The organism is Halomonas sp. HMF6819, assembly GCF_044335525.1.
Lineage (GTDB): Bacteria > Pseudomonadota > Gammaproteobacteria > Pseudomonadales > Halomonadaceae > Vreelandella.
The window spans coordinates 221,790-246,524 of the sequence record NZ_JBIQVY010000003.1; the positions used below are offsets into that span (position 1 = coordinate 221,790).

At 53.5% G+C, this 24,735-nt stretch carries 26 protein-coding genes; 24 read left to right on the forward strand and 2 right to left on the reverse strand.

Annotation, left to right across the window (positions count from 1 at the left end):
* Positions 1 to 232: 232 nt before the first annotated feature.
* The 19 genes from ACGLWX_RS11110 (at position 233) to ACGLWX_RS11200 (ending at position 17,031) form a co-directional block, all read left to right on the forward strand.
* Entirely contained in the window at positions 233 to 1,282 is a 1,050-nt protein-coding gene (locus ACGLWX_RS11110) for a TRAP transporter substrate-binding protein (RefSeq protein WP_396239734.1), read from the forward strand.
* Between the two features lie 66 nt (positions 1,283 to 1,348).
* Positions 1,349 to 1,825 carry a TRAP transporter small permease gene (locus ACGLWX_RS11115; protein ID WP_396239736.1) on the forward strand — a complete coding sequence of 159 codons (477 nt, stop codon included), beginning with the start codon at positions 1,349 to 1,351 and terminating at the stop codon, positions 1,823 to 1,825.
* Positions 1,822 to 3,111, forward strand: coding sequence for a TRAP transporter large permease (locus ACGLWX_RS11120; protein WP_252108063.1), 1,290 nt, complete (start codon positions 1,822 to 1,824; stop codon positions 3,109 to 3,111). Before ACGLWX_RS11115 ends, ACGLWX_RS11120 begins: the two co-directional genes overlap by 4 nt.
* A gap of 99 nt (positions 3,112 to 3,210) precedes the next feature.
* Positions 3,211 to 4,371, forward strand: a complete 1,161-nt coding sequence (locus ACGLWX_RS11125) for an amidase (RefSeq protein ID WP_396239738.1) — start codon at positions 3,211 to 3,213, stop codon at positions 4,369 to 4,371.
* Complete coding sequence (locus ACGLWX_RS11130; protein WP_252108065.1) at positions 4,352 to 5,497, forward strand: acyl-CoA dehydrogenase family protein; 1,146 nt, start codon at positions 4,352 to 4,354, stop codon at positions 5,495 to 5,497. The genes ACGLWX_RS11125 and ACGLWX_RS11130 overlap by 20 nt, the downstream gene beginning before the upstream one ends.
* Before the next feature lie 36 nt (positions 5,498 to 5,533).
* Positions 5,534 to 5,878 (forward strand): IacB protein, encoded by a 345-nt coding sequence (locus tag ACGLWX_RS11135; protein ID WP_252108066.1) that lies wholly within the window; start codon positions 5,534 to 5,536, stop codon positions 5,876 to 5,878.
* A gap of 65 nt (positions 5,879 to 5,943) precedes the next feature.
* Entirely contained in the window at positions 5,944 to 7,218 is a 1,275-nt protein-coding gene (locus ACGLWX_RS11140; RefSeq protein WP_396239740.1) for a Rieske 2Fe-2S domain-containing protein, read from the forward strand.
* Between the two features lie 3 nt (positions 7,219 to 7,221).
* The gene (locus ACGLWX_RS11145; RefSeq protein ID WP_252108068.1) at positions 7,222 to 7,707 is read left to right on the forward strand and encodes an aromatic-ring-hydroxylating dioxygenase subunit beta; all 486 of its coding nucleotides are present in this window, start codon (positions 7,222 to 7,224) and stop codon (positions 7,705 to 7,707) included.
* Entirely contained in the window at positions 7,707 to 8,465 is a 759-nt protein-coding gene (locus ACGLWX_RS11150; protein ID WP_252108069.1) for an SDR family NAD(P)-dependent oxidoreductase, read from the forward strand. Before ACGLWX_RS11145 ends, ACGLWX_RS11150 begins: the two co-directional genes overlap by 1 nt.
* A gap of 16 nt (positions 8,466 to 8,481) precedes the next feature.
* Positions 8,482 to 9,435, forward strand: coding sequence for a PDR/VanB family oxidoreductase (locus tag ACGLWX_RS11155; protein WP_396239742.1), 954 nt, complete (start codon positions 8,482 to 8,484; stop codon positions 9,433 to 9,435).
* A gap of 21 nt (positions 9,436 to 9,456) precedes the next feature.
* Positions 9,457 to 10,008: a TRAP transporter small permease subunit gene (locus ACGLWX_RS11160; RefSeq protein WP_396239744.1), complete on the forward strand. Its 552-nt coding sequence runs from the start codon at positions 9,457 to 9,459 to the stop codon at positions 10,006 to 10,008.
* Entirely contained in the window at positions 9,998 to 11,332 is a 1,335-nt protein-coding gene (locus ACGLWX_RS11165; protein WP_252108072.1) for a TRAP transporter large permease subunit, read from the forward strand. The genes ACGLWX_RS11160 and ACGLWX_RS11165 overlap by 11 nt, the downstream gene beginning before the upstream one ends.
* A gap of 41 nt (positions 11,333 to 11,373) precedes the next feature.
* Positions 11,374 to 12,402, forward strand: a complete 1,029-nt coding sequence (locus ACGLWX_RS11170) for a TRAP transporter substrate-binding protein (RefSeq protein WP_252108073.1) — start codon at positions 11,374 to 11,376, stop codon at positions 12,400 to 12,402.
* A 116-nt stretch (positions 12,403 to 12,518) separates the two neighbouring features.
* Positions 12,519 to 12,710, forward strand: coding sequence for a 2-hydroxymuconate tautomerase (locus tag ACGLWX_RS11175; RefSeq protein ID WP_252108074.1), 192 nt, complete (start codon positions 12,519 to 12,521; stop codon positions 12,708 to 12,710).
* A gap of 27 nt (positions 12,711 to 12,737) precedes the next feature.
* On the forward strand, positions 12,738 to 13,667 hold the full coding sequence (locus ACGLWX_RS11180; RefSeq protein WP_252108075.1) for a flavin reductase family protein: 930 nt from the start codon (positions 12,738 to 12,740) through the stop codon (positions 13,665 to 13,667).
* 51 nt (positions 13,668 to 13,718) lie between these two features.
* A complete protein-coding gene (locus tag ACGLWX_RS11185) occupies positions 13,719 to 14,285 on the forward strand; it encodes a nuclear transport factor 2 family protein (RefSeq protein ID WP_252108076.1) in 567 nt (188 codons plus the stop codon).
* Positions 14,286 to 14,297: 12 nt separating this feature from the next.
* Positions 14,298 to 15,308 carry a ketopantoate reductase family protein gene (locus ACGLWX_RS11190; RefSeq protein WP_396239746.1) on the forward strand — a complete coding sequence of 337 codons (1,011 nt, stop codon included), beginning with the start codon at positions 14,298 to 14,300 and terminating at the stop codon, positions 15,306 to 15,308.
* A 15-nt stretch (positions 15,309 to 15,323) separates the two neighbouring features.
* Positions 15,324 to 16,106 carry a class II aldolase/adducin family protein gene (locus ACGLWX_RS11195; RefSeq protein WP_252108078.1) on the forward strand — a complete coding sequence of 261 codons (783 nt, stop codon included), beginning with the start codon at positions 15,324 to 15,326 and terminating at the stop codon, positions 16,104 to 16,106.
* A 7-nt stretch (positions 16,107 to 16,113) separates the two neighbouring features.
* The gene (locus tag ACGLWX_RS11200) at positions 16,114 to 17,031 is read left to right on the forward strand and encodes a ketopantoate reductase family protein (RefSeq protein ID WP_396240047.1); all 918 of its coding nucleotides are present in this window, start codon (positions 16,114 to 16,116) and stop codon (positions 17,029 to 17,031) included.
* 54 nt (positions 17,032 to 17,085) lie between these two features.
* Here the strand turns inward: ACGLWX_RS11200 and ACGLWX_RS11205 are convergent, their stop codons facing one another.
* The gene (locus ACGLWX_RS11205) at positions 17,086 to 18,150 is read right to left on the reverse strand and encodes a TRAP transporter substrate-binding protein (protein ID WP_396239748.1); all 1,065 of its coding nucleotides are present in this window, start codon (positions 18,148 to 18,150) and stop codon (positions 17,086 to 17,088) included.
* 283 nt (positions 18,151 to 18,433) lie between these two features.
* Here ACGLWX_RS11205 and ACGLWX_RS11210 point away from each other — a divergent pair, with 283 nt between their 5' ends.
* Genes ACGLWX_RS11210 through ACGLWX_RS11220 form a run of 3 tightly spaced genes read left to right on the forward strand, consistent with a single transcriptional unit; the run spans position 18,434 to position 21,789 of the window.
* The gene (locus tag ACGLWX_RS11210; protein ID WP_252108081.1) at positions 18,434 to 19,690 is read left to right on the forward strand and encodes an NAD/NADP-dependent octopine/nopaline dehydrogenase family protein; all 1,257 of its coding nucleotides are present in this window, start codon (positions 18,434 to 18,436) and stop codon (positions 19,688 to 19,690) included.
* Between the two features lie 24 nt (positions 19,691 to 19,714).
* Positions 19,715 to 20,698 (forward strand): 3-hydroxyacyl-CoA dehydrogenase NAD-binding domain-containing protein, encoded by a 984-nt coding sequence (locus ACGLWX_RS11215; RefSeq protein WP_396239750.1) that lies wholly within the window; start codon positions 19,715 to 19,717, stop codon positions 20,696 to 20,698.
* Positions 20,699 to 20,721: 23 nt separating this feature from the next.
* Positions 20,722 to 21,789, forward strand: coding sequence for a TRAP transporter substrate-binding protein (locus tag ACGLWX_RS11220; RefSeq protein WP_252108083.1), 1,068 nt, complete (start codon positions 20,722 to 20,724; stop codon positions 21,787 to 21,789).
* Between the two features lie 18 nt (positions 21,790 to 21,807).
* Here ACGLWX_RS11220 and ACGLWX_RS11225 read toward each other — a convergent pair whose 3' ends face one another.
* Positions 21,808 to 22,797, reverse strand: a complete 990-nt coding sequence (locus ACGLWX_RS11225) for an AraC family transcriptional regulator (protein WP_396239752.1) — start codon at positions 22,795 to 22,797, stop codon at positions 21,808 to 21,810.
* A gap of 158 nt (positions 22,798 to 22,955) precedes the next feature.
* On the opposite strand from ACGLWX_RS11225, the gene ACGLWX_RS11230 reads away from it, so the two are divergent.
* A complete protein-coding gene (locus ACGLWX_RS11230; RefSeq protein ID WP_252108085.1) occupies positions 22,956 to 23,432 on the forward strand; it encodes a MarR family winged helix-turn-helix transcriptional regulator in 477 nt (158 codons plus the stop codon).
* Positions 23,433 to 23,548: 116 nt separating this feature from the next.
* The gene (locus tag ACGLWX_RS11235; RefSeq protein ID WP_396239754.1) at positions 23,549 to 24,406 is read left to right on the forward strand and encodes a 3-keto-5-aminohexanoate cleavage protein; all 858 of its coding nucleotides are present in this window, start codon (positions 23,549 to 23,551) and stop codon (positions 24,404 to 24,406) included.
* Positions 24,407 to 24,735: the final 329 nt, after the last annotated feature.

Genomic DNA, 24,735 nt, shown 5'->3' on the forward strand with positions numbered 1-24,735 from the left:
GACTCTATTTGGTGCATCTGATGAGCGAAAAGGGTTAAAAAAACCATTTTTCCAAAAATGAATCTCTTTGCATTTAATAATAAACTTATGATTTATCGATGATTTTTGAATTTGGTCTTGATTTTGCAATAAAACGCTTAGCATTTACTTTATTTTTCATGTGATGTTGAATGTTTTTTTGCTTGATGTTACATGTATATCCAGTAAAAAAATAAAATAGAGGTCGTGACCTATGATAAATAAGCCGCTTCAACTACTCAAAAAAACATATAGCCAGCAGTGGAAGCTACGAGTAGGAGTGGGGTGCGCTGGGCTATTGTTTAGCGCTTGCACTATTGCTGAAGAAATAAACTTAAACTATGCGTTTTTCGCGCCAGCGCAGACATTCCCGGCTGTGCAAATGGAACGTTGGGCCACGCTTCTCAACGAGCGAACCGATGGGCAAGTTTCGGTCAATACGTTTCCGGGTGGGACGCTGCTTAGTGCTTCAAACATGTACGACGGTGTTTTGAATGGTGTCGTCGATATCGGACTTTCAGCGACTTCCTATGAGCCCGGTCGTTTTCCGCTCATTAACCTCGTTGGCAGTATAACGGGTATTGAGGTTAATTCACGCGTGGCGAGCCAAGCACTCTTTGATCTGATCGGTGAATTTCCGGCCGAAGAAACAGGGCTTGAGGGGTTCAAGGTTATAACGGCGTTCACGTCCGAACCTGGCTATTTGCATACTCAGGCACCAGTGACATCGCTTGAACAGTTCGAAGCACAAGAGATACGCGTTCCGGGAGATAGTACAGCAGTTGTTCAAGCACTGGGTGGAATACCCGTGGGGCTGACGCAGTCTGAAACGGGTGAGGCGCTTCAGGCTGGTATCGTGAGCGGCTACGTGGGTTCTCGCGAAACCCTAATGGATCTGCAGTATGCACGTAACGTTAGCTATGTTACCGATTACCCTCTCACCAATGTCGTCTTCGTCGCTGTCATGAATCAACAGCGTTGGGATTCCTTGCCCGATAATGTAAAGCAGGAAATCGATGCTTTGGGGGCGGAAATGGCTTCCTTCGCGGGTGGCTATCTGGATGAGCATATTCAGGAGTCGCTCGCTTGGGCGGCAGACAAATATGATGTCGAGCAACTGACACTCGAGGATAGTGAAGCGCAGCGCTGGTCTGATCTATTGCAGCCTCTGAACGAGGACAAGTTGAACGATGTGGCGTCTAAGGGGCTTCCGGCATTCGAGCTATATGATCGTTACCTTGAGCTAATCAACGAATATCAATAATGGTGCAGCTAATGCATTCCGCGACGGCTCGGCACGTGTTTATTGATTATTCGAGGAGGCTCGCATATGGATAGGGTAAATCGGTTGGTTAGTTTGTTGCTGCTTTATATCGCCGGTGCGGCACTGTTGATGATGGTATTTATCGTTGTAGGCAATATCGTCATGCGCCAAATTAGTGCCTCTTTCGGTGGGACTACAGAGGTAGTGGGATGGTTAACCGCTATCGTCGTCGCACTCTCTTTGGCCTATTCCCAACGTGTGAAAGCGCATGTAGAGCTGGACCTACTTGTTGCTCACTTTCCGCTACGTGTTCAAGCCATTTTAACCGTAGTGGTGGCACTGACTAGCTTTCTTTTCTTTACCGTCGTGGCTTGGAAGTTATGGGAGTATGGAGTTAATGCCATGCAGCGGGGCTCTTTGTCACAAACGCTGCGCGTGGCTATCTATCCCTTTGTATATCTGGTCGCGTTGGGTTTTTCAGCCTTCTGCCTTGTGCTGTTCGCTGACTTTATAAGCAGTTTTAAAAAGGTGATAACGCAATGAGTATGACGATGGTAGCCCTGATAGGAATACTTTGTCTGTTTTTGCTCATTCTTTTAAGAATGCCTATCAGCTTTGCCATGTTCTTAGTGGGCTTTTTTGGCATGCTGTATATGACAAGCCCTATTGCGGCTTATAATGTTATTAGCTCGGGAATATGGGAGCAGCTGTCAAGCTACTCTTTAAGTGTCATTCCCCTGTTTATTTTTATGGGTGAGCTACTATTTCGCTCAGGAATTACGGAGAAAATATTTGCCTCGGCCTATGCCTGGATTGGCCACTTGCGCGGCTCCATGGCAACTACCACGATCTTGAGTAGTGCCGGGTTTGCGGCCGTCAGTGGTTCGAACACGGCAACAGCCGCCACGGTCGGCACCATCGCGCTACCGGAGATGAAAAAGTTCGGTTATAACCGCGCGTTGAGTGCCGGAAGCGTGGCGGCAGGCGGCACACTTGGCGTCATTATCCCGCCGAGCTCAGTACTCATCGTCATTGCCTTGCAGGCTGAGCTTGCTATCCGCGATCTCTTTCTCGCCAGCATCGTACCAGGGCTCATTCTGGTAGTGCTGTTCATTGCCATGATCGTACTAATCTGTCGCTTGAAACCTCACATGGGACCTCAGGGAAGCCGTTCTTCCTGGTCCGTGCGGTGGCGCTCATTAAAGGGGGTCATCGAGGTCGCCGTACTGTTCATGCTGGTGCTGGGCGGGCTCTTTGCTGGATGGTTTACCTCGACGGAGGCGGCGGCGGTTGGCTGCGTCGGTGCCATGCTGATCACCTTAGTGCAGGGTAAACTGAGCTGGACCGTTCTTCAGGAGGCCGTGGCCAACGCATTGAAATCCTCCGCCATGATTTTGATGCTGATCGCGGGTGCGGTGATTTTTGGTCGCTTTTTGACCATCACTCGACTGCCCTACATGGTCGGTGAGTGGGCTGCCGCACTACCTTTACCTGCCATATTAGTTATGGCCTTTATTCTGCTTATCTACATTATCGGCGGCGCTCTGATGGATGCGATGGGATTTTTGATTATATCGATTCCCATCTTTTTTCCAGTGGCGATGGCACTTGGATATGACCCGATCTGGTTCGGCGTTGTGGTGTGCATCGTGACCAGTATGGGAGCGATTACGCCGCCAGTGGGCGTGAATGCCTTTATTGTTAAAAGCTTGGACGACGAGTTACGCATGGGCGAAACCTTCCGCGGTGTCGGGTACTTTCTACCGCCTTATATCCTGTGTATTGCTTTATTGCTGGCCGTTCCTCAGTTGGTACTGTTCATCCTTTAACGTTTATTAAGGGTGAGACTGGCAGTCACTAAAAACGGCTTGGTAAGTCGGTTTAGATACTTGAATTTTCATGTGATATGTCTACAGAGGCGATCTAACATGACAGTAATTACTTCAGCCGTAGATTTGGGGCAAGGCGGTAAACGCGTTGTCGTCAAGGATACGATCGATATTGAGGGATTGCCTACGATGGCTGCTTCGGCGGCGCTGGCCGAGATCGCGCCGGCATCCCGACATGCGGATATCGTTGCACGCACCCTTCAGGCGGGCTACCACATTGTCGGTAAAGCCAATTTGCACGAGCTGGCATTTGGCATGACCGGAGTGAACGCTTGGACAGGCACACCGGAAAACCCCGGTTATCCGGATTTGGTTACCGGTGGTTCTTCCAGTGGCTCGGCGGCCGCCGTTGCGGCAGGACTGGCCGATATCGGTATCGGCACCGACACCGGTGGCTCCATTCGCGTACCCGCGGCCTGCTGCGGCGTTTACGGTCTGAAACCTACTTTCGGTCGTCTGAGTCGGGAAGGCATCATGCCCGCGGTGAGCAGCCTCGACTGTGTTGGCCCCTTGACGGCAAATTTGCAGGATTTGATCGACTTCATGGCGGCGGTAGATCCCACCTTCTCGGTGGCGCCAGCCGGGGAGTTAGGCTCGTTGGGGGTTATAGACGTCGATGCCGAATCGTCCATTCTGAATGGGCTTGGGCAGCAGCTCGACCAAGCCGAGGCCAAGCAAGAGAGCGTGGCCTTACCGCTGATGGCCGAAGCCTTTCATGCGGCCATGACGGTCATCAACCGGGAAACCTATCTTGCCTGTGAAGCGCTGCTGGGCAGCGGCAAAATTGGAGACGATGTTGCCAAGCGTTTGAACGCGGCGGCTTCAACGTCTGATACAGAGCTTGCCGAAGCCGAGCGAGTCCGCCATGCCTTCACCGCCGAAGTCGACCGCTTGTTGATGCGTCATGACTATCTGGTTCTGCCGACCCTACCGCATTTTCCGATGAAAGCAAGCGAGGCGTTGGCAGGTCGTCAGGATTTGAACATCTCGCTTTTCGTGCGTCCTTTCAACCTCTCTGGCCATCCCGCTTTATCCATTCCTTTGCCGCCGTATCAGGGGCTTCCCGTTTCCATGCAGGTGATAGGGCGTGGCGGTGACGATGCGGGTGTATGTCGTGCCGGCTGGCAACTGATGCAACAGGGAATGCCACTGGAGGCAACCTTCAAACAAGGAGACAAGCATGCCGCAGTACGTCGATAAAGAACAGTGGGGAGGCAAGGCCCGTTTTGACGCATTGCTTGGTGATATTCGCGCTCGACGTGAGGAGATCGAGGCGCTACGCCACCTTCCCTCGGATATCATCGACCAATTCAAGGCCATTGGCGTCTACCGTGCGATGGTGCCTGCTCGATTCGGTGGTGATGAAAAGTCCCCGGCGGAATTTCTTCGCATGGTTGAAGCGATTTCAACCGCCGATGGATCGGCTGGCTGGGTAGCCAGTTTCGGCATGAGCCCCGCCTATCTTGCCGCCTTGCCTGAAAGCACGCTAGAGGAAGTTTGGCGGGAGAGCCCGGATGTAGTATTTGCCGGGGGTATCTTTCCACCGCAGCCTGCAGAGCGTACCGAGCGCGGCTTCAAGGTGAGCGGTCGCTGGAAGTTTGCCAGCGGTTGTATGGGCGCATCGCTTTGTGGCGTGGGCATTCTACCCGAGGAGCAGGGCGCGCTGCCGCGGATGGCGGTAATGCCTCGCTCTCAAGTCCAGATCGATCCGACCTGGAACATGATCGGAATGGTGGGCACCGGCAGTCATGATCTTGTGGTCGAGAATGTCGAAGTGCCCGAAGAGTGGACCTTCGTTCGGGGAGGTAAACCCACCATCGACGGCCCTTTCTTTCGCTATCCATCGCTTTCGTTTGCCGCCCAAGTGCTCTCGGTCACCACGCTTGGAATGGCTCGAGAGGCGCTCGATATCGTGCGGAATTCGGTGAAGGGGCGAAAATCGATCACCGGGGCGCCTAACCTTGGCGAGCGCGAGTACGCGCAGATTGCGATTGCCAAGGCGGAAGCCCGGGTGCAGTCGGCTCGCCACTTTTTCTATAAGAGCACGGATGATGCTTGGCAAGCCATCGAGCAAGGCGGTGTTCCAGATCGCGATCAGGTCAACCTTTTGCGGTTATCTACCACCCACCTGACGCACGAATGCGCCGACGCTATCCAATCGCTCTATCGCATCAGCGGAATGAGCGGTGCCGACAACGCTCACCCGTTATCGCGCATCCTGCGTGACTCTCAACTATGCACTCAGCATGCCTTCATGGGCGAGGTGACCTGGAAGAATGCGGGCGCCATTTTCTTCGGACACGATCCGTTACCGGGCTATCTGTAGCCAACTTTTGACCCACTCATTACGGAGAACATCATTATGCAACGCGTACTTTTCTGTATCGGTATCAACCAGAACTTCATGAATGCCACCGCCGACGAAGGTAAGCAGGTCTGGCAGGCCTTCAGTCAGATGATGCAAGGCATCGATAATCTGCCCGGCGTCACTATCCTGGGCATCATGGATGATGACCGCATCATGGTCGGCCCTTCCGCTACGGCTCCTTGGACGGCGTACATCATGGCCGATGTACCGGACTACGATACGGTCGTCGAGGCCTGCAACTTCTTCCGTACCACGCCCGTCGGTGATGGCACCTACAAACTCTGGAAATACGCTCGCGTTGAAGCGCGAATTGGTCGCGAACTGGTCGTTCCCGAATAACTGTCGCTTTCCAACGAGCAGGCTTGGCATATAAGGCCGCCAGTTAACGCTATCAGGAGAAGATCGTGAACCAGCTGATTGATATCAAGAATATTACTTTGGACCCGGAGCGGTTGGTCGAGAGCGACAAGGTGGCATCAACGATGTACACCAGCGAAGTGCTTTTCGAGCAGGAGCAGGAGAAGATCTTTCACAAGACCTGGGTGTGGGTCGCCCACGAGAGCGAAGTACCTGACAAGGGATCGTTCAAGCTCTCTACCGTCGGTCGCGAGCCGGTCATCGTCGTGCGTGATCGTAAGCAGAACATCCATGTAATGCTCAATCGCTGCAGGCATCGAGGCGCCACGGTGTGCGAGATCCACAAAGGAAAGACCTCCTCTTTCCAGTGCCCTTACCATGGCTGGGGATACGGGCTTGATGGCAGTCTGCGGGCCATTCCACACCCCGAACAGTACGGAGAGGCGTTTGACAAGGCTCAGCATAGTCTCTTCTCCCTACGCACCGAGACCTATAACGGCATGATCTTCGCCACCTTCAACGATGATATCGAGCCGCTCGAGGAGTTTCTCGGTGCTGCCAAAAAGTGGATCGATCTTTTCATGAAGCAAGGTGGCGGCTATCCGGTGAAAACCATGGGTGAGCACCAGTTCTCGGTCCCCATGAACTGGAAAGTACAGCTCGAGAACACCACCGATGCCTATCACTTTCCCATCGTACACAAATCCTTTTTGCAGTCGCTCGATGCCGAAGCCGAAGACACATTCACCTTTCTAGACGGTGAGGGGTTTGTGGAAGATTTAGGCAACGGGCACTCCGTGATGGTCATGATCCCCGAACTGGTTGACCTTGAGGCGGATCTGGAGCGCAAGATCCCGGAGCGCTTCGAGGAACTGGCTGACGAGCTGCGCGCCGAGGGCTACCCGGACGACCAGGTCCGCCGCATCGTCAGGGCAGTCGGCGGTTCTGGCTTCAACCTCAATCTCTTTCCCAATGTGGCGTGCTCGATGGCGTTTTTCCGAGTGTTAACGCCGGTTGCCGTGGACAAGACCGATATCCGCCATATTGCCTTGGGTATGGAGGGGGGGCCCGACGCGGCCAACCGTCTACGCCTGCGTTTGCACGAGCACTTCCAGGGGCCCATGGGCTTCGGCTCTCCCGACGATGCGGAGGTTTGGGAGCGCATTCAGCGCGGCGTCGAGGGCGGCACCGAACTGCCGATCCTGGTAAACCGCGGGATTGAGAAAGAAGAGCAGGGTGAGGCCGGACCGCGTGGTCATGTATCGGATGAGACGGGCATGCGCGCCGCTTATGGCATGTGGAAACGGATGATGCAGGAGTAAGACATGAACAATGCCGAACACGACAATTTGCTATGGCGAGTCACGCAGTTTCTGTGGAACGAAGCGGCCATGCTCGATGCAAAAGAGTATGACGCTTGGCTGGCGCTATGGCAGCCCAAGGGGCTCTACATCATTCCTATCGAGGAAGCCGAGAACTACGCCGACGTCCTCAACCTCTGTTACGACGACGATAAAATGCGGCGCGACCGTATCAAGCGGTTCCAGGATGGCTTCTCGATTTCATCGGCACCGCCTGCGGTTACCGTGCGGACGTTGTCGCGCTTTGTAATCGAAGCGGTCGACGGTCAAACGGTTACGGTCTCCTGCGCCCAGCATCTGGTAGAAGACAAATTCGGCCGTCAACGCCTTTGGGCCGCCAACGTGCGTTACACCCTGACCATCACTGACTCAGGCTTCACGCTCGAGGAGAAAGTGGTTCGCTTGCTCAACTCGGACGGAGTGCTGAATTCGTTCAGCTATTTATTCTGATGGCTACACCACTACCCGACAAGCTTCAAACCGCCGTCGTGACAGGGGGCGCTCGCGGTCTCGGCGTTCACATCGTGCGCGAGCTCCATCGCGCCGGGTTTCGCGTCGTGATCACCGATATTGACCCCACTCCTGCTGAAGCGCTCGCCACCGAGCTGGATCTGGCGGGGGAAACCGCCGTGACTGCCACGCTGGATGTCGATAAGCCGGAAGACTTCCAATCGGTGCTGGATAAGGTCGTTGCACGATTCGGTAGCTGCGAAGTGCTGGTTAACAACGCCGCGCGCACGGCCGTGCAAGGGGTACTCGATATCTCCCCGTCAGATTTCAACTCGGTCATGGCGACCAACGCCGGCGGTACTTTTGCGGGGTGTCAGGTCTTCGGGCGCCACTTCAAGAAAAACGGCTACGGTCGCCTTATCAATCTCGCATCGCTCGCGGGTCAGAATGGCGGCACCGCGACCGGTGCACATTACGCCGCATCCAAGGGCGCCATTCTGACGCTCACCAAGATTTTTGCGCGCGATCTCGCCAAGGATGGCGTGACGTGCAACGCCATTGCGCCGGGGCCGCTGGATACGCCCATGGTCCATGACGTGTTGGGTGACAATCTGGACAAGGCGCTTGCCAACATTCCGGTAGGGCAGTTGGGTGCTCCTGAGCTGGTGGCCCAAATGGTCGCTTTTTTGGCGAGCCCCCAAGCGGCCTTTGTTAACGGTGCTTGCTGGGATGCCAACGGCGGCATTTACATGCGCTGAGCAACGGGAGATGAACATGCAAAATGACCTTTTGACACTACGCATCGATCGCCGAGAAATTCAGTCCAGCGACATCGCGGTGATCGACCTTGTCGCCGTGGATGGAAGTGAGCTGCCTCCTTTCGAGGCGGGAGCCCATGTTGATATTCATCTCGGCGAAGGGCTGATTCGCCAGTACTCGTTGAGCAACCACCCTAGCGAGCGGCATCGTTACCGCTTGGGCGTGTTGCTCGACCCTGACTCTCGCGGTGGTTCCCAAGCAGTACACGAGACACTTCACGAGGGCGTCGAACTCAAGGTGAGCGCACCGCGTAACCTGTTCCCGCTGGCGGCCTCGGCCCATACGCTGCTGGCCGGCGGTGGTATTGGGGTGACGCCAATGATTGCCATGGCGTATGAGCTACAGGCGACAGGGCGCTCTTTCGAGCTCCATTACTGCGCCCGGTCGCGAGAAAGAGCCGCTTTCATTGACGAACTTCAGAGTGCATTCGGCGATGCCGTAGTGCTGCACTTTGATGACGGCGATGCCCGTCAGCGCCTGAATATTGACGAGGTCTTGGCCGCTCAGCCCAGCGATACCCATCTTTATGTTTGCGGCCCTACCGGCTTCATGAACTGGGTCATTGAGGCCGCTAAACAGGCAGATTGGCCCAATGCCTGTGTACATTCTGAGTTCTTCACCGCCGAGGTCGACACCACAGGGGGAGCCTTCGAGGTGGAAGCGGCTGCCAGCGGTGTGACCGTTCAGGTAGAAGAAGGCATGTCGATTGCCAACGCCTTGAAGGCTGCTGGTGTGAAGGTCAACGTATCCTGCGAGGAGGGCGTATGCGGTACGTGTATCTGCGACGTGATCGAGGGGACTCCGGACCATCGCGATCAGTTTCTCAGCGATGAAGAAAAGGAGGATAACGACCAGATTGCCGTGTGCTGCTCACGCGCCAAGAGCCCTAGGCTCGTTATCGATATTTGAACTGACTAAGGGAGCGTCGCCATGCAGCCTTTTGGCACACGGCTTTGCGAGCAGATTCTTAACCTCTGCGGTATCGGTTTACTGCTGATCGCCCTGGTCATTGGCCTTGGCGTACTGATGCACTTGATGGGGTGGTCCCAACTGCTTGAGTTTGATGCTTCCTACACGTTGATAGGGCGGAGTATCACGTTCAACACGTTGATGGGGCTCCAAATACTGCTCTTTACCTATGCCATGATGGTGGCGGCCGCTCCCGTTTTATGGCTTGACCGTCACGTCAGAGTCGATGTGTTGCATGCACGTCTTCCCGCTCGCGGCCGGCTCATCATCGACTTGATTGGTCATCTCTTCTTTGGCATTCCCTTCTTGGTACTGCTGCTGCTGCCAGCTTATCGCTTTGCCGAACGGGCGTACATGACGGGCGAGCGCTCAACCGATGGTGGGTTGATCGATATTTATATCATCAAGGCGGCACTCCCCATTGGGATGACGCTGTTCCTGGCCGTGTTGATATTACTGACCGCGCGACATACCTGGTGTTTGATGACCGGTAGGAGGTCGCATGCTGCTTGATATGTGGATGCCGCTGACAATGGTGCTCCTGCTTTTTATCGGTATTTTATCGGGCTATCCGGTAGCGCTGGTACTAGGCGGTGTATCGGCCATTTTTCTTCTATTCTCGGATTTGCCACTGGCCTTCGCCAATCTGATGCTGACCCGAGTTTACGCCAATGCGTTGAATAATTGGCTTTATATCGCGATTCCCATGTTCATTCTAATGGGATTGCTGTTGGAAAGAACCGGGTTGGCGCGGGAGGCCTTCAGGGTCAGTGAGCGCATGCTGCAGCGCCTTCCCGGTCATTTGGCATTAACAGTACTGTTCATTGGCGGGCTCATGGCGGCAACCACGGGAGTCGTCGGCGCATCGGTGGTGTTGCTGGCCGTGCTCGCTTTGCCCCGCATGCTGGATGCCGGTTATTCCGCGCCCTCTGCCTCGGGGTTGATTTCGGCGTCGGGTACGCTGGCCATTTTAATGCCGCCTTCCGTCATGCTGATCATTCTATCTAGTCTGGTAGGTGTTCCTGTCGGTCACCTTTTTCGAGCAGCGCTGGTACCCAGTGCGCTACTGATGCTGCTTTACATGCTCTATTCGCTAGGGCTCGCTTGGTGGGGTAGCGGGCGTAACGCCTTCCCCGCCGAAGAGAGTGAAGCGGTATCGCTCGAACCTCAAGGTATATGGCGCAACGCGCTGGCGCTTTTTCCATTTTTAATACTGATCCCTGCGGTTCTTGGAACCATTGTATTCGGCGTGGCCACCCCTACCGAAGCGAGCGGGGTTGGCGTTTTAGCGGTACTTCTCTTTGCAGGCGTCATGGGCAAGATAGATGGTTCGGCCATCATGACGGCGGCCAGAGAGGCCGTCATCTCTACCGCCATGATCATGATGCTGGTGATTACGGCTACGTGCTTTTCTCTGATTTTCAAAGGTGTCGGGGGAGATAGTTTGATTCGCAGTAGCCTGGAGCTACTGGGAGGTGGAAGCTGGAGCGTACTTTTCTTGATCCTGCTACTGGTCTTCCTGTTGGGATTCTTTTTGGACTGGCTGGAAATCTCTCTAATTTTAATGCCTATCTTCGTTCCCATCGTGACACAGCTTGATCTAGCCAATGGCCTCAACGGCGTGTCGTTATTGGTTTGGTTCGCCATTGTATTTGCCATCAACCTGCAAACCTCCTTTTTGACGCCCCCATTTGGCGTCTCGCTCTTCTATTTGAAAGGAGCTGTGGGTGAGCGTGTTTCTACCCTGGACATCTATAGGGGAGTAATGCCTTTCATCGCTATTCAGCTGTTTGTGTTGCTGATGATCCTGATCTTTCCAGGAATATTGATGCTGTAACGTGCTCAACAAAAACGACAACCTTAAACGGAGTTGAAACCATGACATTTCCTTTAAAGAAAACCCTCATCGGTGCCAGCCTATCGATGCTGGCATCCTCCGCGATGGCCCAAACGCTTACCCTTCAATCGGCTTTTCCATTCAGTCTGGAAGTGATCGATAGCTCGATCCATCGGTTCGTCGAGGATATTGCCACGGCGACCGACGGTGAACTGACATTCACTCCTTACGATGCGGGAGCCTTTTCCCCTCCGTTTGAAATCCTCGAGAACGTAGGTAACGGGAGTCTCGACGCCGGCTGGTCGGCCGCAAGCTACTGGGCGGGGCAGATACCCGCCGCCGCGCTCTTTCAAAGCATCCCCTTCGGCCCCGATGTGCCCAAGTACTTGGCTTGGCTTTATGGCGGAGGTGGTCTGGAGCTTTGGGAAGGGCTTTACGAGCCGCACAACGTTGTGCCTATTCCTTGTGGCAGCATGATTTCCGAGGCGGGCGGCTGGTTCACACAGGAAATCAACAGCGTGGACGATTTACAGGGCATGAGCATGCGCATCAGCGGGCTGGGCGGCCAAGTCGTCAGTCAACTGGGGGTATCGCCCGTCTCCATTCCCGCCGGCGAAACATTCCTGGGGCTGGATACGGGGCGTATTGGGGCTGCGGAACTTAGCTTCCCGGCCATCGATACGAGTGCGGGTTTTTATGAAGTGGCCAAACACTATTACTTTCCCGGCTGGCATCAGCCTGGCAGTTTAAATGAACTACTCATCAACGCGGACGTATGGGCTGGGCTTACCGAAAGCCAACAGGTGTCGGTACGTAATGCCTGTAGTGACCTGAGTATTCATATGTACGCGCACGACATGCAGGCGCAGTCGGCCGTGCTGAATGAGTTTCGTGATGCGGGCGTGTCCGTGGAGCGTTTCCCTGACGATGTCATGAGCGCGCTCCAAGCGGCGTCAGAGACAGTACTGGAAGAGGCCGCTCAGGCAGATGCAGACTTTGCCGAAGTGATCCAGTCGTATAAAGCGTTCAGCGAAAGTTACGACGAGTACCGTGAACTAACGGCTTTCTGATGTTAGCTCCGGGGTACGATTTTAGACCATGGCCCCGGAGTCTTTCATGGTGCAAGACCGATCAGGCGCGTTCGTGCCTGACGCATTACTAACAGGAACTTATAACGAGGATACCAATGCCTACCGTTCACGTTTACATGATGTCGGGTAGAACACAGCAACAAAAAGAGGCGCTCATTAGTGAAGTTACTGATGCCGTCGTTTCTTCCGTGGGCGCTCCCAAAGAGAATGTGCGCGTCATTATCAGCGAAGTTCCTAAAAGCGAGTATGGAATTGGCGGTGTAACAGGCGAAAAGCTGGGGCGCTGACGTTCTATAAATAATAAAAGGTGGATCATGAGTATTGATACAAGAGACTTCAGAAACGCACTGGGCAAGTTTGCTACGGGCGTTACCGTCATCACTACTCAGGATGAGCGGGGCGAGCAGTACGGTGTGACGGCGAGTAGTTTCAATGCCGTTTCCATGACGCCTCCGCTGATTCTCTGGAGTATCGATAAAAGTGCTTACAGTAAGGATATCTACTGTCAGGCCGAGCACTTTGTCGTCAATGTGTTGGCCAGCGATCAGGTGGCGATTTCCAACCGCTTCGCTCAGCGCGGTGAGGATAAGTTCAAGGATATCGAGATTGAAAAAGGGATGGGAGGCAGCGCTCGTATTGTCGGCGCGGCGGCCCATTTCGAATGCAGGACCTGGCAGGTTTACGAGGGAGGGGATCACTTCATCATCGTGGGTGAAGTGCTCGAGTATGACTATCAGGATGGCTGCGGATCGCTGGTATTCCATGGTGGCCGTTACGCGCTGCCGGAGCCGCACCCCATGATGCTGCCCGACATCGATCATTCTACCGGTGACGGTGTGCTGGGCCAGCATTTTCTTTATCTGCTACGCCAATCATTGGCTGCCTATCGCAGGGACTTTTATCCCCGGTTAAGCCATCTGGGCGTGGACGAAAAGGAGTGGCGGATGCTGACACTGCTTCTTGATCGCGGTCCACAGCCGTTCGCTCAGGTTGCCCAAGGCGTCGCTCAACCGCCGGAAGATTGCGAATACACGCTGAACGGTTTAATCCGCCGAGATCTGGTGAACGAGTCTGCGGGCGAGCGCCAACTGGCACTGTCAGCGGCCGGTACTGAGCTTGCGAACAAATTGCTCAAGATGGCGCAAGAGCATGAACAGAAGGTGTTCGATAGCGTCAGCGATGAGGAGCTGAGCCATATGAAGACCGGACTGGTGCATGTCATCGAACAGCTCGGTTCACGTTAAGACAAGAGTGTGAGCAACATTCATCATCACTATAAACCGGGGACGAGAGCGATGAACGAAGTGACTGCCAGCGAATTCAAGGCGCTACTGGAGCGTGTCGATAAACTGGAAGCCGAGGCGGAGATACGCCGCATTCAGGCACGCTATATGTTTCTATGCGATACGCCCCTGCCCGAGTATGGCGTGAGCGGCGATGCCGAACGCATCGATCATATCATGGCGCTCTATTCCGAGGATGCGGTGTGGGAGGGGGTCGGCGAATACTACGATGGGCAGTTTGGGCGTCTCGAAGGGGCGGCCGCCATTCGTGGTCACTTCGAGAAGTTCTGGGGCGAAAAACAGGACCCCGAGTTGCTGCTCAATGTGCACTATCTGACTTCCGAGCAGATTCATGTCGACGGAAACACGGCAACGGGACAGTGGGTGCACTGTCAGCCTTGGATATTTTCGGACGGCAGCTCCCTGCTGCGCTCATCGCGCCTCAACAACGCCTTTGCCAAACAGTCGGATGGGCGCTGGTTGATTACCCGAACACGTACGGAGAACGTGTTCGTGGCGCCGTTGACGGCCGGCTGGGCATCGGATTTCTGCACCACCTCCGTACTACTCAAGCCCTGAGGTTCGTGCCCGATGAACTCTATTGTGTCGCCGCGCATCGCCATCGTCGGCGCAGGTGCCATTGGCATAACATTGGCAGCTCGGTTAGCGAAGGCAGGCCATCGCGTCAGTGTATTGGCAAGGGGAGAGGCGCTTGCGGCCATCGAACATCGGGGTGTCGAGTTAAATGATATGCAGGGCCATCACTCGGCAAGGGTAACGGTGTCCGATCAAAGCGCTGACCTTGGCATTCAGGATATCGTGCTGCTTTGTACCAAGGCGCACGCGGTACCCGAACTCTTACCAGCGCTGTCGCCTCTCTTTGGAGTGCATACCTGGCTTGTCCCGCTGCTGAATGGTACGCCTTGGTGGCTGTTCATGGGGAGTAGCGAAACCGTGGACCATGTTGAGGCGGTCGACCCGGGCGGGCACCTGATCGGGCAACGACCGGCTGAGTGCATTCTGGGATGTGTCGTGTACATCACCGCACGACTCGAAGCGCCGGGACGGGCTGTATCGACGACGCCGCATCGGCTGGTGCTGGGTGAAATCGCATCGCTTTCCCCGGAGCGCCAGCGCCGTCTTGGCGAGGTTGTCGAAGTATTGACATCGTCAGGAGTTGAAACACGCCATACGCCTCGTATTCGCGACGCTGTATGGAGCAAGATCGCAGCGAACCTCAGTTCCAACCCGCTTTCGGTTATCACCCGTACAACGCTTGACACTCTTTATAGCCATCCCTGGTTACAAAAAGTGGTAGAGGCGCTTTACGAAGAGACCCGGCTTACCGCACAGGCCCATGGCAGTCAGTTGGAAATAACCCTGCAAGAACTTCTGGAAATCGGAACCGCCATGCGAGGCGTCAAGACCTCCATGCTTCAGGATTATCAGCGCGAGCGCCCACTTGAGCTCACTGCCATTGTAGAGGGCGTGATCGAGCTGGCAGACAGAAAGGGGATTGCCGTCCCCGTCACCAGGACAATTGTATATCTCACTCACTATTTGGAAAGCGCTGCGCACCGCCAACGCGAACAGACATCCTGACAGGAGAACGTATCAATGAATATTCAGCCCATCGCAATGCCCGCTGGGATCGAAAAACCGAGCCACTGCAGTGATGAAGAGTGGCAGCAGCGGGTCAAACTGGCCTATTGCTATCATCTGGTCGACTTTTTTGGTTGGACGGAGTCCATTTTCAATCATATTTCCGCCCGCGTACCGGATACCGACGGTCACTATCTGGTCAACCCCTTCGGGCTCAATTATACGGAAGTCACTCCGCTCAATTTGCTGAAAGTCGATTTGGATGGCAACAAGGTCGAGGAGTCCGAATATAGCGCCAATCCGGCAGGATTCGCGCTGCACAGTGCTGTGCACGGCGCTCGCGAGGACATCCACTGCATGCTGCATACCCATACCATTCCTATCTCTGCGGTAGTGCAGAAGACAAATGGCTTTGGTCATCATGACTTTTATGGTGCTCAGCTTTATGGACGGATTGGCTATCACGAGTTCGAGGGCATCACGTTATTCGAAGATGAGAAGAAGCGTATGTTGGAGAGTCTTGGTGATAAACACATTCTCGTATTGCGTAATCATGGTATCGCCGTCGGTGAATCCAGCATCGAAAAAGCGATCTTTCTTCTTTGGACTGTTCAGCGAGCCGCCGAGAATCAGTGCGCAGCAGGGGCACTGGGAGGCGATGACGTTGAAATCGACACTGAGATCAGTCAGAAGTGTGCCAACCTCACGGCTCAACTGATTCGCGAAAGTGGCTTTGCCAACGAGTTCTTCACCGCCATGGTCCGTAAGATGAAAACTGAGCGGCCGCTACCGTTCTAACAATATGATGAAAATCGCTATCATTGGAGCCGGTGCCATGGGGTGTCTGTTTGCTGCTCGACTCGCTCTGAGCGGCAACACAGTGCGTTTGATCGATGTCGATTCGGAGACATTGGAGGCCATTCGTACTCGGGGGGTTCGTCTGGACATGGCAGGACAGGTAGATCAGATACGAGTCCCTATTGGTCTGGCTGAGCAACTCCGAGAAGACATCGACCTGATACTGATGCTCACTAAAGGAAGTGCGACACGAGCGGCGATCAGGGCCGCAAGACACCTTATTGCCCCTCAAACACGAGTGCTGACGTTGCAAAATGGGCTGGGGAACGCTGCCTTGATTGCCGAGTACGTCGATACCGCTTACATTTTGCAGGGGATTACGACTATCGCGGCGGATTTGCGGGCGCCTGGCGTGGTGCATGGCAATTCCCAAGGCACCATTCAATGGTGGTGCTGTACGGGAGAAGAGGACCCATGGATGAAAAAGTTACACGAGGTTCTGATCGGCGCCGGTTTAACCAGCTGTCCGGATTCGGCGGTCGAGAGCAGAATCTGGGAGAAAGCGGCATTCAACGCGGCTCTCAATGGCCTTTGCACGTTGCTTGACCGTGCCGTGGGAGCGGTGGGTGAGCATGCACAAGGCAAGGACTTGATCGAGGAAATTGTGAGCGAATGCGGCAGTATCGCCGAGCAAGGCGGTATTGCTTTTGATCGGCCGCGCGTGGTGGCCAGTATCGATCATGCCATTCGCTGTCAGGCAGACCACCTGCCGTCCATGCTGCAGGATCGTCGAGCAGGTCGTGCCACCGAGGTGGAAAGTATTCATGGTGCGCTTGTCAGCACCGCCAGGAAGCACCACCTGCGAGTACCGGTACTCGAAACGCTTTACCGCCTGCTGGCCATGGGAGAGTCCGGCGTTGCCTGACATCGTTCCAACAGCGTCAGAGGCGGTAACTTCTTCTCTACATTCAATTAAAAATTAAATAGAGGGGCTACTATCGTACTGCTCAATGAGCTCTAGCATTCGATCATAAAGCGCCTGGGCAGGGAGCCCTTGTGCATCAATCTGTTCGATATACCGCGCATTGAGAGGATCAAGGCGCGCCGCCCAACGAGCCTGCTCTTCTTCATCCAGCGTGATGACGTTCAAGTCATGGTTTTCCTGTGACCAAGCGAGCGACTCCTGAACATGGTTATCGAGATAGTGCCCTGCAAATCGTGAGGCTTCAGCGCCCAGTTGGTCGATAGCGAGCTGTACATCCGCGGGCAGGGAGTCCCAGCGCTGGCGGCTCATGACGGCCAGCATGATCACGTTGGATAAGGGATAATCGACGATATAGTCAAGGTAGCGCGCGTACTGAAGATCCATCAGCGTTTCCCGTGAAGAGGCAATCCCCTGAACAATGCCGGCCTGTAACGCCTCGCCTGTTTCGGCCTGGGACATGCCAATGGGAACAGCACCCAGCGACCGCATGGTTTCCGACTCCCCGGGTACGCGAATTTCAAGGCCTGTCAGATCCTCGAGGGTGCGAACTTCGTTACGCGTTTGAAGGTATCCCGGCTCAGAGGTAAAGACAGTGATGACCTTGAAGTCCTCCAGGTTGAACTGCTCCTGGGGGAACTCCTGAACGAGTTGGTAGGCCACCTGACTGGCTACTTCGGCATTTATGTCCAGACCGTTGATATCACCAATCATGTTGAGTAGCGGAAAGCGTGCGGGCTCATAGGACGTGGTGGTCAAACCGATATCGGCGACGCCATTGAGTACCCCATCAAGCATGTTACTCGCGGTCAGCAAAGTGCCGCCGGGAAACGTATTAACCGTCACTTGGCCCTCTGTGCGCTTCTCCAGCTCTTCTGCCCAGAACTGCATTTGCATCCCCGGAAACGTTTGAGCTGGTGCGAAAAAGGCATAGTTGAGCTTAATGTCGCTTGCTAATGTAGCGCTGCTTAGCAGCGCGCTCGCCAAAAGAGTACCCAGACGTAATGCAGGCGTACGCAATGAGGAGGCAGGGGTCGAGTAAGTGTCTTCAGTCATGAGCATATTCTCTCGTTTATTATCGGCTGAATGCCATTATTGAAAGCGCAAAAAACATTCAACATCACATGAAAAGTTAAGTAAATAGCCTAGGCAATTCTTTTGCCGGTTATGTTCTTTTAGTTTTGCAAGATAGATTCCTGATCGATATAAATATTTTTGAATCAGTACGATGGATGCCAATTTAAGAGTACTGGGGAAAACAACTCGCTAAATTGGATCGACTGAAGCACTCAAAATGTGCAGAAATTGATACCCGATAGCCTTTATGGTTCATCTCCGGGTTCACTTGTCGATAGACCTGCTCGTCAGCACTCCCTGGTTTTTTCATATCTTTGCGTTTTTTGTATATCGATCGCGCATTCTGGATAGCGGCCGCTCACAGGGTGGCTATACCGTAAAAGCCTCTGATAAATCACAACATCAACGGGAGAAAGCGATGAAGGTTAGCGTGATTGGTGGTGGGCACGGGTGTTACGCCGCGGCTATCGAGATGGTGGAAAAAGGTTTCGATGTCACACTGTGGCGTCGTGATAGCGAGGCTTTAAAAGAGCTGAGTCAACTGGGCTATCTGGATGTCAAGGATGCCCGCGGTGATCGGCAAATTCAGATAGGAAGTGGTCAAGGTGAACTGACGCTGACCAGTGATCTAACGGAGGCGACTCGTCAGGCAAATCTGGTGATTGTTCCACTACCTTCGACGTCTCACGAAGCACTTGCCGAGCAGTTAGGTCCGCTACTTCGCGATGATCAGGTCGTCTTTCTACCGCCGGGAACGTTTGGTTGCTATCTCTTCCATCGCGCAATGAAAAAAGCCGGTAATGCTAGCCGCGTTGCGTTTTGCGAAACCGGTACACTGCCTTATCTGGCGCGCAAGCATGGTCCGAACAAGGTCGTGATCAGCGTCTACGCGACCCGCCTTCCGACGGGTGTTTTTCCCAGTGAGCTGTCGGAGCACGCGTTTTCGGTACTTCGCGAGGCGTACCCCAGCGTTGAACCCATCGAAGATGGTCTGAGTGGAGCGCTCATGAACGCAGGCCCTGTCATCCACCCCCCTCTAATAATCATGAATGCCGGTCCGCTGGAGCACTTCGACGCTTGGGATATTCACAACGAAGGTACGCAACCTGCTATTCGAAGCGTCACGACTGAGCTCGATAACGAGCGGATTGCCGTGCGTGAAGCGCTTGGCTATCAACCTTCTCACTTCCCGCTGGCCAATCACTATGCCAGCGAAGGCGAAGAGTGGATGTATGGACGTGGGGCCCATGGAAAACTGACGGACAGCGGTGATTGGCGAGAGAACATCGAGTTACATAGTCACCGTTACATGATGGAGGATACTCGGCTAGGCCTATCGCTAATTGTGTCGGTTGGCCGTTGGGTGGGGCAGCCGACGCCCGTCGCTGAAGGGTTGTTGAATATCGCTTCCGCCATTACCGGACGAGACTTGTACGCCGAAGGGCGCACACTGGAAAACCTTGGGTTGGAGTCGCTATCGCAGGACGAGATGCGTCAGCTCATGACGCACGGTATCCAGCGCTGAGACTCAACGATGGGAGAGAATAACGTGCAGAATCCGATCATTGTACTGGGTGCAGGACGAATGGGGGAAGGCATCGCGCTTTCGTTCATTCTGGCCGGGCAAGCGGTTGTGCTGGTCGATTTTAAGGTGCGTGAGCCCGGTGAGCGAGCGCGCTACTACGATCAGGCGCGAAGCCGTTTGACGACAGAGCTTACGTATCTTCGAGATCAGCGGTTGGTACAGACCGAGCAGATAGCGTCCATGGTGTCGCGTTTGCAATTTACCGACCATCAAGAGGTGGTGGCCCCGATGAGCGGTCGACTGGTGTTCGAAGCCTTACCAGAGATGCGTGAGCTCAAGCAGAAAGGACTGGTGTGGGCCAGCCAGAAATTGCCGGAGAACGTTGTGATCGCCTCGACGACCTCTACGTTTTTGGTCAGTGAGCTTTCCGATTTTGTAACAAATCCCGCGCGTTTCATGAACGCGCACTGGCTCAACCCTGCCCACTTGATGCCATTAGTCGAGGTCAGCCGCAGTACCAAAACCGAGTCACGCTATATCGACGAGTTATACGGCGTTCTCAAGAGTATTGGTAAGGTACCTGTCTTATGCGAAGCGGCACCGGGCTACATCGTACCGCGTTTACAAGTCCTGCTGATGAACGAAGCTGCTCGTCTCGTCGAGGAAGGCGTCGCTAGTGCTGAGGACATCGATGTGGCCATGAGGGTTGGATTAGGTCTGCGCTACTCAGTGCTTGGCGTGCTGGAGTTTATTGATTGGGGGGGCGGCGACACGCTTTATTATGCCTCAAACTATCTGTGCGAAAACCTCGACGAGCGCTTCAAATCGCCCGATGTCATTGCTCGTAATATGCAAGAGCAGCGGCGCGGTTTTCAGGATGGGCAGGGCTTTTTTGACTATGCAGGTAGTGACTTGGCGCAACATCGCCGCCAGCGTTCGGATGATTTTCTCAAGCGGCTGGCGCTTTTAAAGCTCATGCCAGTTGTCGAAGCTCGCCCGAGGTCATAAGGGCGCCCAAGGGGAGTGGAGTCATGAAAAGCCGTAAGTGGATAGGCAGATTATCGCTGTTGGTCGCTGCTGTCACCTTGGCAGGATGTAGCGATCGTGAAGATGAAAGTTCAGCCAGCACGCGCGACGAGAGTCCAGAGGTGATCAAGCTCAGTTACGCTTTCTTTGCACCCGCCCAGAGCTTTCCGGCAATACAGATGGAGCGCTGGGCGAATGAAATTAGCGAGCGCACCAATGGCCGTGTGGAGGTCGCGCTGTTTCCTGGGGGGACTCTGCTAAGCGCCAATAACATGTACGATGGAGTGCTAAACGGCGTGGCTGACATTGGACTTTCAGCAACCTCCTATGAGCCTGGGCGTTTTCCCTTGATCAATCTGACCGGGAGCCTGACAGGTCAAAACGTTAACTCTGAAATTGCCAGTCGAACGGTCTATCAGCTCATCCAGGAGTATGGCCAACAGATGACAGGATTGGAGGGTTTCAAGGTCATTACGGCCTTTACCTCAGAGCCTGCCTATCTACAAACCATAGAGCCGGTGCGCCACCTGGAGGATGCACAGGGACTGGAGATTAGGATTTCAGGTGATAACTCCAGAGCTCTGGACGCCTTGGGTATGACTGCCGTCGGCATGTCTCAGGCAGAGACCGGCGAGGCATTGCAGGCCGGGATCATTGATGGGTACGCGTCTTCTCGCGAAGTACTAATGGATTTGCAGTTTGCTCGTACTGTCAAATATGTAACCGATTATCCATTGACGAATACCATCTTCGCCGCGGTGATGACGCAGGAAAAATGGGAATCGCTACCTACACAGGTGCAGGAGGTGATGGAAGAACTGGCACCTGAAATGGCCGCGTTCACTGGACAGTATCTGGATGAGCAGATTCAGCGCTCCTTGGAGTGGTCGCAAGCTGAAGAAGGGGTCGAGATCATCTCGCTTTCGGAAGAAGAGGCGGCTCGATGGGGCGAACGATTGGCGCCGGTAAATGACGCGATTCTTGACGGTGCAGAAGCACAAGGTTTGCCAGCTCGCGAGCTTGAGACACGCATGAAGGAGCTCTTTAACACTTATCGTGACGAGCTCCTTTAACATAGAATAAAAGTTAGCTCACGCCGTGTGGTGATCATTGGTGTACAAGGTCTGTACCGGCGTGATGCCATATACTTTTTTATACCGACTAGCGAAATGTCCGGGGTTGTTAATACCATGCTGCAGTACGATATCGGTCACGCGGGTACCAGGGCGTGCATTAACCAGCGTTTCGTGCACGCTTTGCATACGCTGTTGGATAAGGTAAGCCTTGGGTGAAAGCCCCACAAATCGCTGGAAACCATATTGCAGTGTGCGTGTCGAGACTTGAGCATGGTGCGCTAGTGTTTCAAGCGTGATCTCTTGACTCAGATGCTGATCCATATACTGTTTGGCTTTTTTTACATGGCGAGGCAATAACGATGTATCCAGCTGAAGACGTTGACTGTAATTATGTTTGAAGAGCCCAAGTAGACTGTCATAAAGATAATCTTCCATTCGCTTTAACTGCTCCGCTGCGGTGGACGAATGAAGGTGAAAATCCGATAGGCTGGCAAAATATCTGATGGTATTGAGCAAAAAGTCGGTGGCGGGTGAGTAGCTAGGGGCATAGTGCTCAAAGATTAGCGGAAAAGAAATCGGCTGTTGGAGCCGGTGGGCTAGCCGCTGCTCCAGCCGGTGGCGAGGAATACGCATGATAATGTTATGGCAGTGCTGCGTAGTTTGAATCAGGGCCCTTTGGCAGGGTGAGCTCACGGTAACCCCACCGCGCACCATATCGATCTGTTGATCGGGATACACAATCTTCCCTTGGCCTTCAAGCGTCACACGAAATAGGTAAACGTTGGATTCCGCCTCTGGGTCAATTTCGACATCGGCCCCATATTGCAACTCGATAATCGACAGCTGATCGAAGCTGATCGCACTCATCTTGGAGGACAGCGGTTGACCGTCGAACAAGCGCATATGGTGTGGGCACAGGTAGTGGGCAACACGCTCTCTAATGGTATCTTGAGAGTCAGTGTGAAGAACCCCGTGTTTTTGCAGTATAAACGACGTTGTCGCCACGTTTCACCTCTAAGGATTGACCTTGTTGATACATGTGAAAGGTGAGTTGGCGTGCCACCTACAGCGTCGAAGACCAACCCCCTTTCCACGGTCGCCTCCGCTTACACTGTATGGGTTATATGCTAGAATAATCTACTACTTTCTGGGATGGCATATATATGGTGGACAAGGAAGGACTATCCTCTTCGTTTTTTCCTCTTTCCGATGATTTTCGATCACGCGATTTCCCTTTTTATTGGGTTGCACGGTTGAACGCAAAGCATGGAGCAGATGTTGACTCACTGCTAAAACCACATGGGCTGAGTTCATCGAAATGGCGAATCTTGATGATTTTGCATGAGCATGGGCGTCTGAGTATGTCTGATATTTCAGTACATGCTGTTGCCAAGCTATCAACCATTACCAAGACGATTTATCGTATGCAGGAAGCAGGTTTATTGATAACCGAAATTAGCTCTCAGGATGGGCGTGTTACGGAAGTTGATATTACTTCTTTCGGAGAGGAAAAGTTAGATATTGCGAGGCAGGTTACAAGCAGGCTAGTGGAAAAAGCGTTTAGCGATTTTAGCAAGCAAGAAATTATTTATATTAATCAATGCTTGAGTAAAATGTTTCATAATCTTAATGCTATATAGATTGATTGTAAATATATATTTGAGTATGAGTTGTTCGCTTTAGGGGTTGTTTTAGTAGCTTGGGTGTTTTTATAGTTCAATTAACCAGGGCATGTAGTATGCTTTAAAAGTATAAAATGCCTCTTTTGTTCTGGAATAAAGTAGAGTTGCCCATGTCTCGTCCTTGTATTATCTGCGTCGCTATTACCGGCAGTGTGCCCCGTAAAGAGAACAATCCGGCCGTACCCATTACGGTACAAGAGCAGGTGGAAAGCACCCAAGCCGCGTTCGAGGCGGGAGCTGCTATTGCTCATTGCCACGTGCGTAACGATGATCAAACGCCTTCATCTGATCCGGAGAAGTTTGCCCGGCTGATGGAGGGGCTCAAAAAGCATTGTCCCGGCATGATTATACAGCTCTCGACCGGGGGGCGTTCCGGCGCCGGCGAAGCACGCGGCGCGATGCTGTCGCTAAACCCGGATATGGCCAGCCTTTCGGTAGGCTCCAACAATTTCCCTAACCGCGTATACGAGAACTCGCCGCAACTAGTGGACTGGCTAGCCGATGAGATGCTCAAGTATGGTGTTAAGCCTGAGGTCGAAGCCTTTGATTTATCGCATATCCATCAGGCGGTGACGCTCTCCAAACAGGGTAAGCTTAAAACACCACTCTATGTGCAGTTTGTTATGGGCGTGAAGAACGCAATGCCTGCGGACAAGCCCACGTTTGATTTTTATATCGAGACGCTCAAACGTTTGGCACCTGATGCTCAGTGGTGTGGTGCCGGTATTGGCGCTAACCAATATCTTCTGAACGAGTGGTCGATTGCTGCAGGTGGGCATACGCGTACGGGGCTTGAGGACAACGTTCGTTTGGACCGCGATACGCTGGCGTCCTCCAACGCGGCGTTGGTCAAGCGCACCGTTGCGCTATGTACCAAGTACCAGCGACCGGTAGCTAGCTGGCAGCAGGCGCGCGAGATATTGGGGTTATAAAAGGCATGTAACGATATTGAGCGCTGACCAAGCGCTCAGTGACAGCGCCAGACTATCCTTTGGTCGTAATAGATAAATTTTGGTTGTTTAGTTAAAGCTCAAGCCTTTTTATAGGAAAGGCGATTTTTTATTTTAAGTTATTAATATCCAAAAAATAATCTGGAAAAGCTATATTTTAGTAAAGCAGTCGTCAATTTTGCAAAAAGGCTACGCTAATGTGGCGCAACAAATAGTCCAACAGTCATTTTAGGCCAAAAAGATCGTTTTCAGGATTTTTAAAAACCTCAATTTTAGCCACTTATGATGCGCCAACACTATCTATACGCTTG

Bases quoted from the DNA above. Each gene is read 5' to 3' on its own strand.
- ACGLWX_RS11110 (WP_396239734.1), top strand. From the start codon at position 233: ATGATAAATAAGCCGCTTCAACTACTCAAAAAAACATATAGCCAGCAG.
- ACGLWX_RS11115 (WP_396239736.1), top strand. From the start codon at position 1,349: ATGGATAGGGTAAATCGGTTGGTTAGTTTGTTGCTGCTTTATATCGCC.
- ACGLWX_RS11120 (WP_252108063.1), top strand. From the start codon at position 1,822: ATGAGTATGACGATGGTAGCCCTGATAGGAATACTTTGTCTGTTTTTG.
- ACGLWX_RS11125 (WP_396239738.1), top strand. From the start codon at position 3,211: ATGACAGTAATTACTTCAGCCGTAGATTTGGGGCAAGGCGGTAAACGC.
- ACGLWX_RS11130 (WP_252108065.1), top strand. From the start codon at position 4,352: ATGCCGCAGTACGTCGATAAAGAACAGTGGGGAGGCAAGGCCCGTTTT.
- ACGLWX_RS11135 (WP_252108066.1), top strand. From the start codon at position 5,534: ATGCAACGCGTACTTTTCTGTATCGGTATCAACCAGAACTTCATGAAT.
- ACGLWX_RS11145 (WP_252108068.1), top strand. From the start codon at position 7,222: ATGAACAATGCCGAACACGACAATTTGCTATGGCGAGTCACGCAGTTT.
- ACGLWX_RS11150 (WP_252108069.1), top strand. From the start codon at position 7,707: ATGGCTACACCACTACCCGACAAGCTTCAAACCGCCGTCGTGACAGGG.
- ACGLWX_RS11155 (WP_396239742.1), top strand. From the start codon at position 8,482: ATGCAAAATGACCTTTTGACACTACGCATCGATCGCCGAGAAATTCAG.
- ACGLWX_RS11160 (WP_396239744.1), top strand. From the start codon at position 9,457: ATGCAGCCTTTTGGCACACGGCTTTGCGAGCAGATTCTTAACCTCTGC.
- ACGLWX_RS11165 (WP_252108072.1), top strand. From the start codon at position 9,998: ATGCTGCTTGATATGTGGATGCCGCTGACAATGGTGCTCCTGCTTTTT.
- ACGLWX_RS11170 (WP_252108073.1), top strand. From the start codon at position 11,374: ATGACATTTCCTTTAAAGAAAACCCTCATCGGTGCCAGCCTATCGATG.
- ACGLWX_RS11175 (WP_252108074.1), top strand. From the start codon at position 12,519: ATGCCTACCGTTCACGTTTACATGATGTCGGGTAGAACACAGCAACAA.
- ACGLWX_RS11180 (WP_252108075.1), top strand. From the start codon at position 12,738: ATGAGTATTGATACAAGAGACTTCAGAAACGCACTGGGCAAGTTTGCT.
- ACGLWX_RS11185 (WP_252108076.1), top strand. From the start codon at position 13,719: ATGAACGAAGTGACTGCCAGCGAATTCAAGGCGCTACTGGAGCGTGTC.
- ACGLWX_RS11190 (WP_396239746.1), top strand. From the start codon at position 14,298: ATGAACTCTATTGTGTCGCCGCGCATCGCCATCGTCGGCGCAGGTGCC.
- ACGLWX_RS11195 (WP_252108078.1), top strand. From the start codon at position 15,324: ATGAATATTCAGCCCATCGCAATGCCCGCTGGGATCGAAAAACCGAGC.
- ACGLWX_RS11200 (WP_396240047.1), top strand. From the start codon at position 16,114: ATGAAAATCGCTATCATTGGAGCCGGTGCCATGGGGTGTCTGTTTGCT.
- ACGLWX_RS11205 (WP_396239748.1), bottom strand. From the start codon at position 18,150: ATGCTCATGACTGAAGACACTTACTCGACCCCTGCCTCCTCATTGCGT.
- ACGLWX_RS11220 (WP_252108083.1), top strand. From the start codon at position 20,722: ATGAAAAGCCGTAAGTGGATAGGCAGATTATCGCTGTTGGTCGCTGCT.
- ACGLWX_RS11230 (WP_252108085.1), top strand. From the start codon at position 22,956: ATGGTGGACAAGGAAGGACTATCCTCTTCGTTTTTTCCTCTTTCCGAT.
- ACGLWX_RS11235 (WP_396239754.1), top strand. From the start codon at position 23,549: ATGCCTCTTTTGTTCTGGAATAAAGTAGAGTTGCCCATGTCTCGTCCT.